At 70.8% G+C, this 13,212-nt stretch carries 12 protein-coding genes; 3 read left to right on the top strand and 9 right to left on the bottom strand.

Features of this window, described 5'->3' with window-relative positions:
- Nucleotides 1–187: 187 nt before the first annotated feature.
- The 5 genes from OG302_RS25755 to OG302_RS25735 all read right to left on the bottom strand — a co-directional run bounded on the left by OG302_RS25755 (nucleotide 188) and on the right by OG302_RS25735 (nucleotide 6,511).
- Entirely contained in the window at nucleotides 188–1,621 is a 1,434-nt protein-coding gene (locus tag OG302_RS25755; protein ID WP_371528941.1) for an NAD-dependent malic enzyme, read from the bottom strand.
- Between the two features lie 378 nt (nucleotides 1,622–1,999).
- Nucleotides 2,000–4,363, bottom strand: coding sequence for a UvrD-helicase domain-containing protein (locus OG302_RS25750; protein WP_371528940.1), 2,364 nt, complete (start codon nucleotides 4,361–4,363; stop codon nucleotides 2,000–2,002).
- An 82-nt stretch (nucleotides 4,364–4,445) separates the two neighbouring features.
- Nucleotides 4,446–5,246 carry an anti-sigma factor gene (locus OG302_RS25745; protein WP_371528939.1) on the bottom strand — a complete coding sequence of 267 codons (801 nt, stop codon included), beginning with the start codon at nucleotides 5,244–5,246 and terminating at the stop codon, nucleotides 4,446–4,448.
- Entirely contained in the window at nucleotides 5,243–5,827 is a 585-nt protein-coding gene (locus tag OG302_RS25740) for a sigma-70 family RNA polymerase sigma factor (RefSeq protein WP_344521853.1), read from the bottom strand. Before OG302_RS25740 ends, OG302_RS25745 begins: the two co-directional genes overlap by 4 nt.
- 96 nt (nucleotides 5,828–5,923) lie before the next feature.
- Nucleotides 5,924–6,511: an ABATE domain-containing protein gene (locus OG302_RS25735; RefSeq protein ID WP_371528938.1), complete on the bottom strand. Its 588-nt coding sequence runs from the start codon at nucleotides 6,509–6,511 to the stop codon at nucleotides 5,924–5,926.
- A gap of 166 nt (nucleotides 6,512–6,677) precedes the next feature.
- On the opposite strand from OG302_RS25735, the gene OG302_RS25730 reads away from it, so the two are divergent.
- A complete protein-coding gene (locus tag OG302_RS25730) occupies nucleotides 6,678–7,259 on the top strand; it encodes a DUF1772 domain-containing protein (RefSeq protein WP_371528937.1) in 582 nt (193 codons plus the stop codon).
- On the opposite strand, the gene OG302_RS25725 is transcribed toward OG302_RS25730, so the two are convergent.
- The 3 genes from OG302_RS25725 to OG302_RS25715 all read right to left on the bottom strand — a co-directional run bounded on the left by OG302_RS25725 (nucleotide 7,211) and on the right by OG302_RS25715 (nucleotide 10,531).
- Nucleotides 7,211–8,362: a uroporphyrinogen-III synthase gene (locus tag OG302_RS25725; protein WP_371528936.1), complete on the bottom strand. Its 1,152-nt coding sequence runs from the start codon at nucleotides 8,360–8,362 to the stop codon at nucleotides 7,211–7,213. The two genes, OG302_RS25730 and OG302_RS25725, sit on opposite strands and share 49 nt — an antisense overlap.
- A gap of 131 nt (nucleotides 8,363–8,493) precedes the next feature.
- Complete coding sequence (locus OG302_RS25720) at nucleotides 8,494–9,852, bottom strand: nitrate/nitrite transporter (protein ID WP_371528935.1); 1,359 nt, start codon at nucleotides 9,850–9,852, stop codon at nucleotides 8,494–8,496.
- 139 nt (nucleotides 9,853–9,991) lie between these two features.
- Nucleotides 9,992–10,531, bottom strand: coding sequence for a MarR family winged helix-turn-helix transcriptional regulator (locus OG302_RS25715; protein ID WP_371528934.1), 540 nt, complete (start codon nucleotides 10,529–10,531; stop codon nucleotides 9,992–9,994).
- Between the two features lie 135 nt (nucleotides 10,532–10,666).
- Between OG302_RS25715 and OG302_RS25710 the strand changes: the two genes are divergently transcribed.
- Complete coding sequence (locus OG302_RS25710; protein WP_371528933.1) at nucleotides 10,667–11,653, top strand: EamA family transporter; 987 nt, start codon at nucleotides 10,667–10,669, stop codon at nucleotides 11,651–11,653.
- Nucleotides 11,654–11,725: 72 nt separating this feature from the next.
- Complete coding sequence (locus OG302_RS25705) at nucleotides 11,726–12,370, top strand: NAD(P)-dependent oxidoreductase (RefSeq protein WP_371528932.1); 645 nt, start codon at nucleotides 11,726–11,728, stop codon at nucleotides 12,368–12,370.
- A gap of 27 nt (nucleotides 12,371–12,397) precedes the next feature.
- On the opposite strand, the gene OG302_RS25700 is transcribed toward OG302_RS25705, so the two are convergent.
- Nucleotides 12,398–12,922, bottom strand: a complete 525-nt coding sequence (locus OG302_RS25700) for a hypothetical protein (protein ID WP_371528931.1) — start codon at nucleotides 12,920–12,922, stop codon at nucleotides 12,398–12,400.
- Nucleotides 12,923–13,212 lie beyond the last annotated feature (290 nt).

The following is a 13,212-nucleotide window of genomic DNA, read 5'->3' as shown; positions in this document are numbered from 1 at the left end:
GGGTCCGGTCATCCGGACCCTCGCGCCCAGAAAGGCATCCTGCCCCCACCTGCGGCGGGAAAGCCAATCCGGGCCCCTTGGGGTCACACGAAAAGCTTCACCGCCCCTTGGAAGGTGGCAGTCGGGGGCGCGCTTCCACGCCACCCTAGAGGGCCTTTGCGGGCCCCGCGTTCCGCGACGCGCCGTACTACTGGGCCGTGGCGGCTGTCACAGTCACCCCGGCGGCCTTCGCCGCGCTGCGCACCGCATCGGCGACCGCGCCCGCGACCTTGTCGTTGAAGACGCTGGGGATGATGTAGTTCGGGTTGAGCTCGTCCTCGGCGACGACGTCCGCGAGGGCGCCCGCCGCCGCCAGCATCATCTCCGTGTTGACGGTGCGCGACTGGGCGTCGAGCAGACCGCGGAAGACGCCGGGGAAGACCAGGACGTTGTTGATCTGGTTCGGGAAGTCCGAGCGGCCGGTGGCCACGACCGCCGCCGTCTGGCGGGCGATCGCGGGGTCGACCTCGGGGTCGGGGTTCGCGAGCGCGAACACGATGGCGCCGTCGGCCATGGCCGCGACGTCGTCCGCGCCCAGGACGTTCGGGGCCGAGACGCCGATGAAGACGTCCGCGCCGACGACCGCTTCCTTGAGGGTGCCGCGGGCGCCCTCGGGGTTGGTGTTGTCGGCGATCCAGCGCAGCGGCGAGTCCGGCGCGGCGTCCACGAGGTCCTCGCGGTCCGCGTGCACGACGCCGTGGATGTCGGCGACGACGGCGTGCTTGACGCCCGCCGCGATGAGCAGCTTCAGGATGGCCGTACCGGCCGCGCCCGCACCGGACATGACGACCCGTACGTCACCGACGCCCTTGCCCACCACGCGAAGTGCGTTGGTGAGAGCGGCCAGTACGACGATGGCGGTGCCGTGCTGGTCGTCGTGGAAGACGGGGATGTCCAGGGCCTCGCGCAGCCGGGCCTCGATCTCGAAGCAGCGCGGCGCCGAGATGTCCTCGAGGTTGATGCCCGCGAAGCCGGGGGCGATGGCCTTGACGATCGCGACGATCTCGTCGGTGTCCTGGGTGTCCAGGCAGAGCGGCCAGGCGTCGATGCCGGCGAAGCGCTTGAAGAGGGCCGCCTTGCCCTCCATGACGGGCAGCGCGGCCTTCGGGCCGATGTTGCCGAGCCCGAGAACGGCCGAACCGTCCGTTACGACCGCAACGGAGTTGCGCTTGATGGTGAGGCGGCGTGCGTCCTCGGGGTTCTCGGCGATCGCCATGCACACGCGGGCCACGCCCGGGGTGTAGATCATGGAGAGGTCGTCGCGGTTCCGGATGGGGTGCTTGGACGCCATCTCGATCTTGCCGCCGAGGTGCATCAGGAACGTACGGTCGGAGACCTTGCCGACCGTGACACCCTCGATGGTGCGCAGCTGCGCGACGATCTCGTCGCCGTGCGTCGTGGAGGTCGCCGCGATCGTGACGTCGATCCGGAGTGCCTCATGGCCGGAGGCCGTGACGTCGAGGCCGGTCACCGAGCCTCCGTGGGACTCGACGGCCGTGGTGATCTGGGAGACCGCGGTGCCGCTCGCGGGCACCTCCAACCGGACCGTGTTCGAGTAGGAGACGCTGGGCGCCGTTGCCATGGCCGACTTCCTCTGCTTTCACCGTGTTGCTCTTGCCGTCCGATCGTCGCACCTACCACTGAGTACGTGGTAGCCGCCTCGGATTGCGAACTTTTCGTTCATCAGACTTTCGGAAACTAGTTTCCACCATACGAGAAGTTGGCGACCGTCGGTAGGGGGAAACGGAAACCGGTGGTTGAAACCGAAAGAGGCCCTCGTCACGTGGTGACGAGGGCCTCTCTCTGACGCTTATGACACCGACCCGCCATGCTCGCCTCGCGGCAAGTGGTCGCTCGTAGCGACGAAGGTTGGGCCCGGGGGCTTGGATCGGGCCGGTGCCACATCAACGGTAACAAACGATCCCCGCAAGGCAATTCCCGTACCGCAAAGTCCTTCAAGTCATTCGCGGAGCAGGTCCGGCACGCCCTCCGCATCGGGCTCGTCGCGCTCCCCCGACAGCACCGTGAGCTGCTGGGTCGCCCTGGTCAGCGCCACGTACAGGACGCGCAGGCCCGCCGGGGACTCGTCCGCGATCTCCGCCGGAGAGACGACGACCGTCGCGTCGTACTCAAGTCCCTTGGCCTCCAGGCTGCCGAGCGCGACCACGCGGTCGCCAAGCCCGTCGAGCCATCTCGCCGCCTGCTCGCGGCGGTTCATCGCCACGACGACGCCGATGGTGCCGTCCACCTGGTCGAGCAGCCGCGCCGCCTCCTCGCGCACCGAAGCGCCGAGATCCTTGTCGCGTACGACGGCGAAGCGGGGCTTCACCCCGGTGGACCGGACGGCCGATGGCGACTCGGAGCCCGGCATCGCGAGCGCGAGCACCTTGGCGGCGAGATCGGCGATCTCGGCGGGGTTGCGGTAGTTGACGGTCAGGGTGAAGCGGCGGCGCGGGCGGCTGCCCAGGGCCTCGTCACGGGCCGCTGCGGCCTCGTCCGGGTCGGACCAGGAGGACTGGGCGGGGTCGCCGACGATCGTCCACGTGGCGTGCCGGCCCCTGCGCCCGACCATGCGCCACTGCATGGGGGTCAGGTCCTGCGCCTCGTCGACGATGACGTGCGCGTACTCGGTGCGCTCGGCGGCGAGCCGCTCGGCGCGCTCGCGCTGGGACTCCTCGCGCTGCGGCATCAGTTCGTCGAGGCCCGTGAGCAGGTCGAGGGGGTCCAGATCCTTCTTCTTGCGGGGCTTGGGCGGCGTGCCGAGGATCGACTGGAGCTCGTCGATGAGCGCCACGTCGTGCACGGACAGGGCGTCACGCTTGAGCGAGCGGGCGACCTTGCGGACCTCGCCCGGGTTCAGGACGCGGCGCGACCAGCGGCCGAGGCGCCGCTCGTCGGCCATCGCGGAGAGCACGGCGCGCGGGGTGAGTTCGGGCCACCAGGCGTCGAGGAACCGGATGAAGTCGTCCTCGGACGTGATGTCCTCGTCGAAGGACGAGCGCAGCTCGGCGGCCAGCTCCGGATCGCTGTGCCGGCCGGCGGAGCCCGACTGGGACCACAGGGCGTCCAGGAGGAGCTTGCGGGCGCGCGGGCGCAGCAGGTTGACGGGAGCGGTGCCGCTGAGCGCGTTGCGGCGGATGCGGCCCAGCGCGTCGGCCTCCAGCTCCAGGCGGCGCCCGAAGGCCACCACACGCAGCCGTGTGGGCGTCTCGGCGGGGGTCTGGCGCTCTTCGGCGGAGTCCTCGTCGTAGTCGCCGAACGCGAGCTGGCCGTCCTGCGCGGCGGCCTTGGGCGCCGTCCCCGCGCCGCCCTCCAGGGCACCCCGGGCGGCCTTCCGCAGGACGTGCAGCATCCGGGAGGAGCCCTTGACCCGGGCCACCGCGGGAGAGTCGTAGACCGTCGCCTCCGCCGGACCCGAGGCGTCGTCGGCCAGCGCGCCCACCGCGCGGATCGCGACCTGCCCCTCCTCGCCCAGCGAGGGAAGCACGCCCTCGGTGTAGGCCACGAGCAGCGGGGTCGGCGAGACGATGAGGATGCCGCCCGCGTACCGGCGGCGGTCCTGGTAGAGGAGGTAGGCCGCGCGGTGCAGGGCCACGGCGGTCTTGCCGGTGCCGGGGCCGCCCTCGACGTACGTCACGGAGGCGGCGGGGGCGCGGATGACCATGTCCTGCTCGGCCTGGATCGACGCCACGATGTCGCGCATGGTGTGGCTGCGGGCCTGGCCGAGCGCCGCCATCAGGGCGCCGTCGCCGATGACCGGCAGGGACTCGCCGTCCAGGGTGGCCCTGAGCTCCGGGCGCATCAGGTCGTCCTCGACGCCCAGGACCTTGCGGCCCTTGGAGCGGATGACCCGGCGGCGCACGACACGGCCCGGGTCGACCGGCGTCGAGCGGTAGAAGGGCGCCGCGGCCGGTGCCCGCCAGTCGATGACGAGCGGGGAGTAGTCCGCGTCCAGGACGCCGATACGGCCGATGTGCAGGGTCTCGGCGATCTCGGCGGTGTTGTTCGCGCTGATCGCGTCCTCGGCCGGCTCGACCGAGGTGTAGGCCCCGTCCGGGCCCTTCTTGCCGTCCTTGCCGAGCAGCAGGTCGATCCGCCCGAAGAGGAAGTCCTCGAACTCGCTGTTGAGGCGGTTCAGATGCACTCCCGCGCGGAACACCTGGGCGTCCCGCTCGGCGAGCGCGCCGGGCGTGCCGACCTGCGCGCGCTTGGCCGCGTCGGTCATGAGGAACTCGGCCTCGTGGATCTTCTCCTCGAGACGCCGGTAGACCTGGTCGAGATGTTCTTGTTCGACGCTGATCTCACGGTCGCGTACGTCGGCCACCGAGGCCCCTTTCCGGACGTGCAGCTGCTCTATTGAGCAGCCGTCTACCGTACGCGAAAGGGGGACCCCTTGTGCACTTCTCCTACGCGTCGACCTCCACCAGGCGCTTGCCGTCCAAGGTGGTGACCTCGAAGTGGTCGATGTCGTTGCGGTCCATCGCGGCGCCCCCGTGGACGTACAGGGGGCTGCGCGCCCACTTGTTCGGGCTGTCCTTGATGCCATAGCCCCACTTCGGGACGGACCAGGTGGTGACCGTCTCCTTCTCGCCGTTCTTGCCGACGGCGACCAGGGAGCACTTGAGCGGGCCCTTCACGTTCTTCAGCTCCAGGACCGCGTGCGTGCCCCAGGCCTTCTCCTCCGTGCCGACCGTGGCGCTGACCTTGGTCGTCGGGTCCGTGGCCTTCATCTTGTCGCTCATGTGGTTGAAGAAGGCGTCCTCGGCGGGACTCGTGGGGTGCGGCTCGCCCGCCACGTCCTTCGAACCGCCGTCGCCGCTCACCGCGAGGACCGTGAGCGGCCCGCCGATGATCAGCGCGGCCGCTGCCGCCACCAGGTACATGCCGCGCCTGCGCTTCTGCGCGCGCTTGACGGAGACCTCGTCCACGAGCCGGTCCGCGAGGCGCGGGCTCGGCCTCGCGGCGAGCTGTTCGCCGATCGCCGGTACACCGCGTGCCTCCGGAAAGTCCGCGAGCGCGGACAGCATCGGCTCCATCCCGGAGAACTCCTCCAGCTGGTGCGCGCAGAACTCGCAGCCCGCCAGATGCGCCTCGAAGGCCGTGGCCTCCGCGTCGTCCAGGATGCCGAGGGCGTAGGCGCCGACGGTCTCGTGCACGTCGCCCGCTTCCGCATGGCCCCGCGCGTCATGTCCGTAGGACTCGTTCATGCCGTCACCCCCCGCTCCTCAAGCGCCAGCTTCATCGAACGCAGCGCGTAGAAGACCCGCGAGCGCACCGTCCCACTCGGTATACCCAGTGTCTCGGCCGCCTCATTGACCGTACGCCCCTTGAAATAGGTCTCGACAAGTACCTCCCGGTGGGCGGGAGTCAGGTCGTCGAGCGCATCCGAGAGTGTCATCAGCCACAGCGCCTTATCGATCTCGTCCTCCGCGGGGATGACCTCCAGCGGCGACGGATCGACCTCCTGCGGCCGGGCCTGCCGGCTGCGGTGGCCGTCGATGACGATGCGCCGGGCGACCGTCACCAGCCAGGGGCGTACCGAACCGGTCGCACGGTTGAGCTGACCGGCGTTCTTCCAGGCACGGATGAGCGTTTCCTGTACGACATCTTCGGCGCGCTGCCGGTCTCCCGCCACCAGACGGAGCACATAGGCGAGAAGTGGCCCCGCGTGCTCGCGGTAGAGGGCGCGCATCAACTCCTCGTCCGGTCCGTTGCGTTGCGGGACCAGACGATGTCGGTGCGGGCGTTCCTGCGGGCGCTCATCGGCCACGGCGGAATCCTTGCGCACGTCTGCCTCCGGTGTCCGCTCTTCGTCTTGGCTGGCTCACCGGGGATGTACGTACACGGGAGCGGCCGTGTTCAGCCGCGCCCGGAAGAATTTTGATCAGGCCCGCGCGAGCGCCGCCCGCCGCCGGTGTCTGGCCACCCGTTCCCGGTTGCCGCACACCTCGCTGGAGCACCAGCGGCGGCGGCGCCCGCGTGACGTGTCCAGGTAGACGATGGGGCAGGTGTCGCCCTCGCACTGGCGCAGCAGGGCGCGCGCGGCGGGGTCGGTGAGCAGGTCGACGGTGTCGCGGGCGACGGCGGCGAGCAGGGCCGCGCACCCGGGGGCGCCGTCGAGGATGCGGACGAGGCCGCCCTCGGGGGTGCGGACGGCGCGCGGGGCGGGCGGGGCCGGCACCGCGAGGGCGTTGACCCTGGCCAGCGGGGTGTCGGCGGGCCGCCCCGCCAGTTCGGCGAGCACCAACTGCTCCACCTGTGCCCGCAGTTCACGGAACGCCACGAGCCAGACCGGGGTCGCTCCCGGCAGGGCCGTGCGATCCGGGATGAGCCCGGCACCCGCGAGCCAGGCGAGCAGCCGGTCCACGGAGTCGAGCCGTTCCACGGGATGGTTCGTCGCCACGAGGTCCAGACAACTCCGCCCGGAGTCGAATCGCAGCTCGTACGTGGCCGGGTCCATGCCCAGTGCCATGCGCCTGTCACCGCCTTGTGGGGTTACCGGTGAGTGCTCCCCCTTACAGTGCCTCGCCTCGGGCGGGTGCGGAACCCCTGCCACCGGGCCTGGGTGAGACGCCCGCTTATGGCAGTGCGCCGCAGAACCATGGTCAGGAGCGCGCCCACCCGCTTGACTCGGTCCCATGACAGACACACGTGGGACGGACAGTCGGGTACGGGGCACCGCCGGAGTCGTTCTGGGGGCGGCCGCCGTCACCATGGGCCTGATCGCCGGGGCCTTCTACGTTTTCGCCTGCGCGGTGATGCCCGCCCTCGGGCGCAGCCGTGACCGCGTCTACATCGAGGTCATGCAGAACATCAATGACGTGATCCAGAATCCGGTCTTCTTCGCGAGCTTCATGGGGGCCCTGCTCTTCACGGCCGTCTCCGCCTGGCAGTTGCGCGGGACGGGGCCGCACCGGTGGGTGGTGGCGGCGCTCGTCGTCTACGTCGTGGCGTTCGCGCTCACGTCGTTCGTGAACGTGCCGTTGAACGACGACCTCATGAACGCCGGCGATCCGGCGAAGATCTCCGATCCGGCCGCCGTGCGCGAGAAGTTCGAGGACGCGTGGGTGGCGTGGAACGTCGTGCGGGCCGTGCTCTGCACCCTCTCGGCGGCGCTGCTCGTGCGGGCGCTGGTGCTGTTCGGCAGGTCCGGCAGGAGTGAACGGGCCGGTCAGTCCGCGTACTTGGACTCGGCGACCGGGTCGAGCGCGAGCCGGTAGCCGCGCTTGACCACCGTCTGGACGAGCTTCGGGGCGCCAAGTGCCGTACGCAGCCTGGCCATCGCGGTCTCCACGGCGTGCTCGTCGCTCCCCGCGCCGGGCAGCGCCCGAAGCAGTTCGGCGCGGGAGACCACCCATCCCGGGCGCCGCGAGAGGGCCCGCAGCAGCGACATGCCGGCGGGCGGCACGGGCCGCAGCTCGTCGTCGACCAGGACGGCGTGGCCGCGGATCTCGACGCGGCGCCCCGCGAGGGGCAACGTACGGGCGCGGGACGGCAGTTCCTGGCAGAGGACCTGCACGAGAGGGCCGAGCCGGAAGCGTTCGGGCTGCACGGTGTCGATACCGAGGGCCTGGAGCGGCAGCGCGGTGACCGGCCCCACACAGGCGGACAGGACGTCGTGCTGAAGGGCGGCGAGGAGCTCGGCGGACATCCCGCGGTCCTCGGCGCGGGCCAGCAGGGACGCGGCGGCGGGCGCGCTGGTGAAGGTCAGCGCGTCGACGGCGCGCGCGACGGTGGCGTCGAGGAGCCGGTCGACGGGCGCGAGGTCCTCGGGCGGCATCCACCGGTAGACGGGCACGCCCACGACGTCCGCTCCCCCGGCGCGCAGCGACTCGACGAAGCCGGGCAGCGGCTCGCCGTGCAGCTGGAGCGCGATGCGCTTGCCGTCGACGCCTTCCGCGAGCAGCCGGTCGAGCACCTCCGCCATCGACTCGGACGAGGGCGACCACTTCTCGGTGAGCCCGGCGGCGCGAATGGCGCCTTTGACCTTGGGCCCGCGGGCCAGCAGCTCGACGCCCCTCAGACACCCCAGGAGCGCCTCCCCGAAGCCCCACCCGTCGGCGGCCTCGACCCACCCGCGGAACCCGATGGCGGTGGTGGCGACCACGATGTCGGGCGCGTGGTCGAGCAACTGCTTGGTGGCGGAGAGGAGTTCGCTGTCGTCGGCGAGCGGAACGATGCGCAGTGCGGGAGCGTGCTGGACGGTGGCACCACGCCGCTGGAGCAGCGCACCGAGCTCGTCGGCGCGCCGGGCGGCGGTGACGCCGACGGTGAATCCGGCGAGTGGGGCGTTCTGGTGACCGTTCTGAGGGGTCGCGTGCATGGCAGCTGCTCTCGTCCCGCTAGTACCGCGTGATGGATGGGCCGGGGTTGGACGAGCCTGCCAACGGCCCGTGACAACCCCGGATCATCACGATGTCGTACGTGTTACACCAGGCTACGGCCACCCCTCCGTCAGACTTCCGCGTACGTGAGCTGGGGCTTCGTCTCCGCGTCCGGGGTCTGCCCGGAGTCCTGCGTCGCCGCCGGGCGGCGAAGGTATACGGCCCACGTGACGCAGAAGCAGGCGGCGTAGAAGGCCAGGAAGGCGACGAAGGCACCGGTCCCGGACCCCACGGTCTGGAAGGACTGCCGGAAGGCGAGATTGATCCCGAGCCCGCCGAGGGCCCCGACGGCGCCGATGAGCCCCATGGAGGCCCCGGAGAGCCGCCGTCCGTAAGCCGCGGCGGCCTCCCCCTGGAGCCCCTTCTGCAGGGCCTTGGCCTGGAAGATGCCGGGGATCATCTTGTACGTCGACCCGTTGCCGAGCCCCGTGAGCACGAAGAGCACGACGAAGGCGGCGACGAAGAGGGCGAGCGACTCCCGCATGGAGGCGATGACGACGACGGCGGTGGCCGCGCCCATGCCGACGAAGTTCCACAGCGTGATGCGGGCCCCGCCGAACCGGTCGGCGAGCCGCCCGCCCACGGGCCGGATCAGCGAGCCGAGCAGCGGCCCGATGAAGGTGACGGCGGCGGCCTGCAGCGGCGTACGGCCGAACTGGGTCTGGAGCACGAGCCCGAAGGCGAAGCTGTAGCCGATGAAGGACCCGAAGGTCCCGACGTACAGGAAGGCCATGATCCAGGTGTGTGCGTCCCGGACGGCCTCCTTCGCGGCGCCGGTGTCGTTCTTCACCGTGGCGAGGTTGTCCATGAAGAGGGCGGCGCAGAGGGCGGAGACGAAGATCAAGGGGATGTAGATCCCCAGGAGCACGCGGGGCCCGCCGCCCGCTCCGATGACCGCGAGTCCGGCGAGTTGCACGACGGGCACACCGATGTTGCCGCCACCGGCGTTGAGCCCGAGCGCCCACCCCTTCTTCCGCAGCGGGAAGAAGGAGTTGATGTTGGTCATGCTGGAGGCGAAGTTGCCGCCGCCGACGCCGGTGAGCAGGGCGCACAGCATGAAGGTGGTGTACGAGGTCCCGGGCTCCATGACGACGAAGGCCGCGACGGTCGGGACGAGGAGCGCGCTGGCCGCGATGATCGTCCAGTTGCGTCCGCCGAAGCGGGCGACGGCGAAGGTGTACGGGACGCGGGCGACGGCCCCGACGAGGGTCGCCATGGACACCAGGAAGAACTTTCCGGCGGGATCGATCCCGTACTCGGGCCCCATGAAGAGCACCATCACGGACCACAGGGTCCAGATGGAGAACCCGATGTGCTCCGAGAGGATCGAGAACACCAGATTTCGCCTGGCGACCCGCTCCCCTTCCTCCTCCCAGAATTTCCCGTCTTCCGGGTCCCACCGTTGGATCCACATGCCAGACCTCCGCATCTCCACAGCCGGCGGCTGATGGCTGATGGCCCGAAGGTAGGGAGGCCGCATTTCAGCCCTGTGGCACGCGGTGACCACGGGGGAACTTCGCTCTCACCTGGGGGCGGGGTGGGCGGTGAGGGGCGCGGCGGCGAGGGGCTCAGCCCAGGTGGGTGTCCCCCAGGGATACGAGCAGCCTGCGCAGCGCCCCGTCGAGGGCGCCGCGGTCCTCGGGGGTCAGGGCCGCGAGCATGCGTTCTTCGTTCGTGATGTGGTCGACCACCGCGCGGTCGACCAGGTTCAGGCCCGCCTCGGTGAGGCGGACGCGGATGGCCCTGCGGTCGGCCGGGTCGGGGCGGCGTTCGATCAGGCCCTTGCGCTCCAGCTTGTCGAGGCGGTTGGTGATGGCACCGGAGGTCACCATCGCCGTCTTCAGGAGGCCGCCCGCGGTCAGTTCGTGCGGGGCGCCGACCCGTCGCAGCGTGGCGAGGACGTCGAACTCCGCGAACTCCAGCCCGTACTCGACGAAGACCTTCTTCATGCCCTTGCTCAACAGATGGTCGGCGCGCTTGATGCGGCCCACCAGGGCCATCGCGTCCAGCGCGGCGAGGTCCAGGTCCGGGCGCTCCCTTCGCCACTGGCCGCGGAGCTCGTCGATGGCGTCGGCTTCCTTCGACGGCTCGGGCTCAAGCTCAGCCATTTTCCGCGTTCCTCTCTCGACAGGCCGACCCCGCGCAATATCTCAACGTTCAGATACTTGACGTTCGCAGACCTGGGGTACATATTTACCTCAACGTTGAGAATAACAGCGTTGAGGAGTCGAGGGGGAGTAACCATGTCCATCCACAGCCCGCGCGCAACCACAGCCCACCGCCCGACCGCCCACCGCCCGACCGGCCAGGGCCGCTCCGTCCCCGCGGTTCCGGCACTCCCGGCGTCCCCGGCGCCGCGGACCTACGCCCTCGCTGCCGCGGGCCTCGCGGCCATCGGCCCGGCGACCTGGGGCACCACCTACGTCACGACCACCGAACTCCTGCCCGCCGACCGCCCGTTGCTGGCTGCGGCCCTGCGCGCGCTGCCCGCCGGGCTGATCCTCCTCGCGCTCACCCGGCGGCTGCCGCGCGGCGACTGGTGGTGGAAGGCGGCCGTGCTCGGGGTGCTGAACTTCGGGGCGTTCTTCCCGCTCCTCTTCTTCGGCGCGTACCACCTCCCCGGAGGTGTCGCCTCGACGGTCAGCGCCGTCATGCCGCTCCTGGTGGCGGGCTTCGGGATCGGCGTGCTCAAGGTACGCCCGTCCGGCCGTACGCTCCTCGCGGGACTCGTGGGTGTCGCGGGAGTGGCCCTGCTGGTCCTGCGCGGCAGCGCGGCGGTGGATCCGGCGGGCATCGCGGCGATGCTGGCGGCGACCACGCTGATGGCCCTCGCGGTGGTGCTCAGCAAGCGCTGGGGCCGCCCCGAAGGGGTCTCGCTCCTCACCCTCACGGGCTGGCAACTGACGGCGGGCGGCCTCATCCTGGCCCCCATCGCCCTCACCGCGGAGGGCCTGCCGGACCACCTCACGGGCGCCAACATCGCCGGGTACACGTACCTCGGGGTGATCGGTACGGCGATCGCGTACGCCCTGTGGTTCCGCGGCATCGAACGCCTCCCCGCCTCGTCCGTCTCCTTCCTCGGTCTGACCAACCCGGTGGTGGCCACGCTCGCCGGCCTCCTGCTCCTGGGCCAGACCCTGACGACCTGGCAACTTGGCGGCCTGGTGCTGGTACTGGGGAGCGTGCTGCTGGGCCAGAGCGGTGGCGCGAGGCGAGCACAGCAGAAGTAACGGAAGTACCCACCGGACAAGCAAATCCGCCCCCCACCACCCCCATCCCCCAGTCATCAAGGAGCTGAGGTCATGCGCATCACCGTCTTCGGAGCCGCGGGAAACGTAGGAAGCCGAGTGGTCGCGGAGGCCCTGTCCCGTGGGCACGAGGTGACGGCGGTGGTCCGCGACGCGGCCCGCTACCCCGAGCTGCACCCCGCGGCCACCCACCGCACGGGCGACGCCGAGAACCCTTACTCCATCGCGGAGTTGAGCACGGACCAGGACCTCGTGATCAACGCCACGAGACCGGCGCAGGGCCGGGAACACGAGCACGCGGCCGTCGCCAAGTCACTCCTGGAGGGCCTGGCCGGCACCGGTGTGCGCCTGCTGATCGTCGGCGGCGCGGGCAGCCTGACGGTGCCCGGCACGCAGGGGGTCCTGGCCATCGACGACCCGACGTACGTGCCCACGGCGTGGCGGCACATGGCGCAGGCGTCCAACGACCAGTACGAGGCGGTCCGTACGGCGGACACGGACGTCGACTGGACGTACGTGAGCCCGTCCGCGGTCCTGGAGCCGGGCACGCGCACGGGAACGTTCCGCCTGGGGCTGGACGAGCTGCTCGTGGACGAGACGAACAACTCCTCCATCTCCATGGAGGACTTGGCGACAGCGCTCCTGGACGAGGCGGAGACCCCGAGGCATGTCCGGACCCGCTTCACGGCAGGCTACTGAGCCCCGGTCAGGCGAGGTCAGACGGGGTCAGGCGCTGTTGATCCAGGGCAGGACGTCGCTGCCGCCGCCCTTGTCCCACTTGATGGTCACCTCGTCGTCGGCCTGGGTGAGGTTCGCCGAGACGTACTTCGCGTCGTCGCCGGTGCCGCACTTGAGGGCGATACGGAAGCCGGTGCCGTCCTGCTCCTGGCCGAGCCCCATGCAGAGGCCGTCGCCGCCCGCGTCGATGTAGGACACCGAATGCTTGCCCTTGCCCTGGCCCGAGGTCAGCTTGGACCCGATGGTGAGGGTCTTGCTCTCGGCGTTCTGCCACTGCCCCTGGTACCCGGTGTCACCGGCGGGCCGGGTCTTGTCGTCCCCGCCCAGGGGGTCTTCGGTGGTCGGATCCTCGGAGGGCAGCGCCTCCGGCTCGGACGCGGAGGGCTCGGCGGAGGGCCCGGCCGAAACGCTCTTGTCGGCCTGCGGCTTCTTCCCACCGCCACCTTCGTCGTCGCCGTCACCACCGGTGGCAAGAAGGACCCCACCACCGACAAGCGCGGCAACGACGACCACGCCCCCGACGATCAGGGCGAGCCGCTGCTTACGGGAACCTCCCGGGGGAGGCGGCGGCGGATAGCCCCCGTAAGGGGCCGGAGACTGAGGCGGCCCGTAAGGGGGCTGCTGCCCATAAGGTCCCTGCGGAGCCTGCCCATACCCGGGCGGCTGCCCATACCCGGGCGGCTGCTGAGGAGGCGCCCCACCGTACGGCCCCTGCCCCGCATACGGATTCTGCCCGTCGGGCTGCGGCGGAGGCGGCGGAGCCCCATAGGGCCCGGCGGGCGGCTGCTGGGGTGGGCCGAATC

The organism is Streptomyces sp. NBC_01283, assembly GCF_041435335.1.
In the GTDB taxonomy this organism is placed as follows: Bacteria; Actinomycetota; Actinomycetes; order Streptomycetales; family Streptomycetaceae; genus Streptomyces.
The sequence above is the reverse complement of the archived record's forward strand: the minus strand, read 5'-3'. Positions and strand labels throughout refer to the sequence as shown.

Bases quoted from the DNA above. Each gene is read 5' to 3' on its own strand.
- OG302_RS25705 (WP_371528932.1), top strand. From the start codon at position 11,726: ATGCGCATCACCGTCTTCGGAGCCGCGGGAAACGTAGGAAGCCGAGTG.
- OG302_RS25720 (WP_371528935.1), bottom strand. From the start codon at position 9,852: ATGCGGAGGTCTGGCATGTGGATCCAACGGTGGGACCCGGAAGACGGG.
- OG302_RS25730 (WP_371528937.1), top strand. From the start codon at position 6,678: ATGACAGACACACGTGGGACGGACAGTCGGGTACGGGGCACCGCCGGA.
- OG302_RS25710 (WP_371528933.1), top strand. From the start codon at position 10,667: ATGTCCATCCACAGCCCGCGCGCAACCACAGCCCACCGCCCGACCGCC.
- OG302_RS25715 (WP_371528934.1), bottom strand. From the start codon at position 10,531: ATGGCTGAGCTTGAGCCCGAGCCGTCGAAGGAAGCCGACGCCATCGAC.
- OG302_RS25745 (WP_371528939.1), bottom strand. From the start codon at position 5,246: ATGAACGAGTCCTACGGACATGACGCGCGGGGCCATGCGGAAGCGGGC.
- OG302_RS25735 (WP_371528938.1), bottom strand. From the start codon at position 6,511: ATGGCACTGGGCATGGACCCGGCCACGTACGAGCTGCGATTCGACTCC.
- OG302_RS25755 (WP_371528941.1), bottom strand. From the start codon at position 1,621: ATGGCAACGGCGCCCAGCGTCTCCTACTCGAACACGGTCCGGTTGGAG.
- OG302_RS25725 (WP_371528936.1), bottom strand. From the start codon at position 8,362: ATGCACGCGACCCCTCAGAACGGTCACCAGAACGCCCCACTCGCCGGA.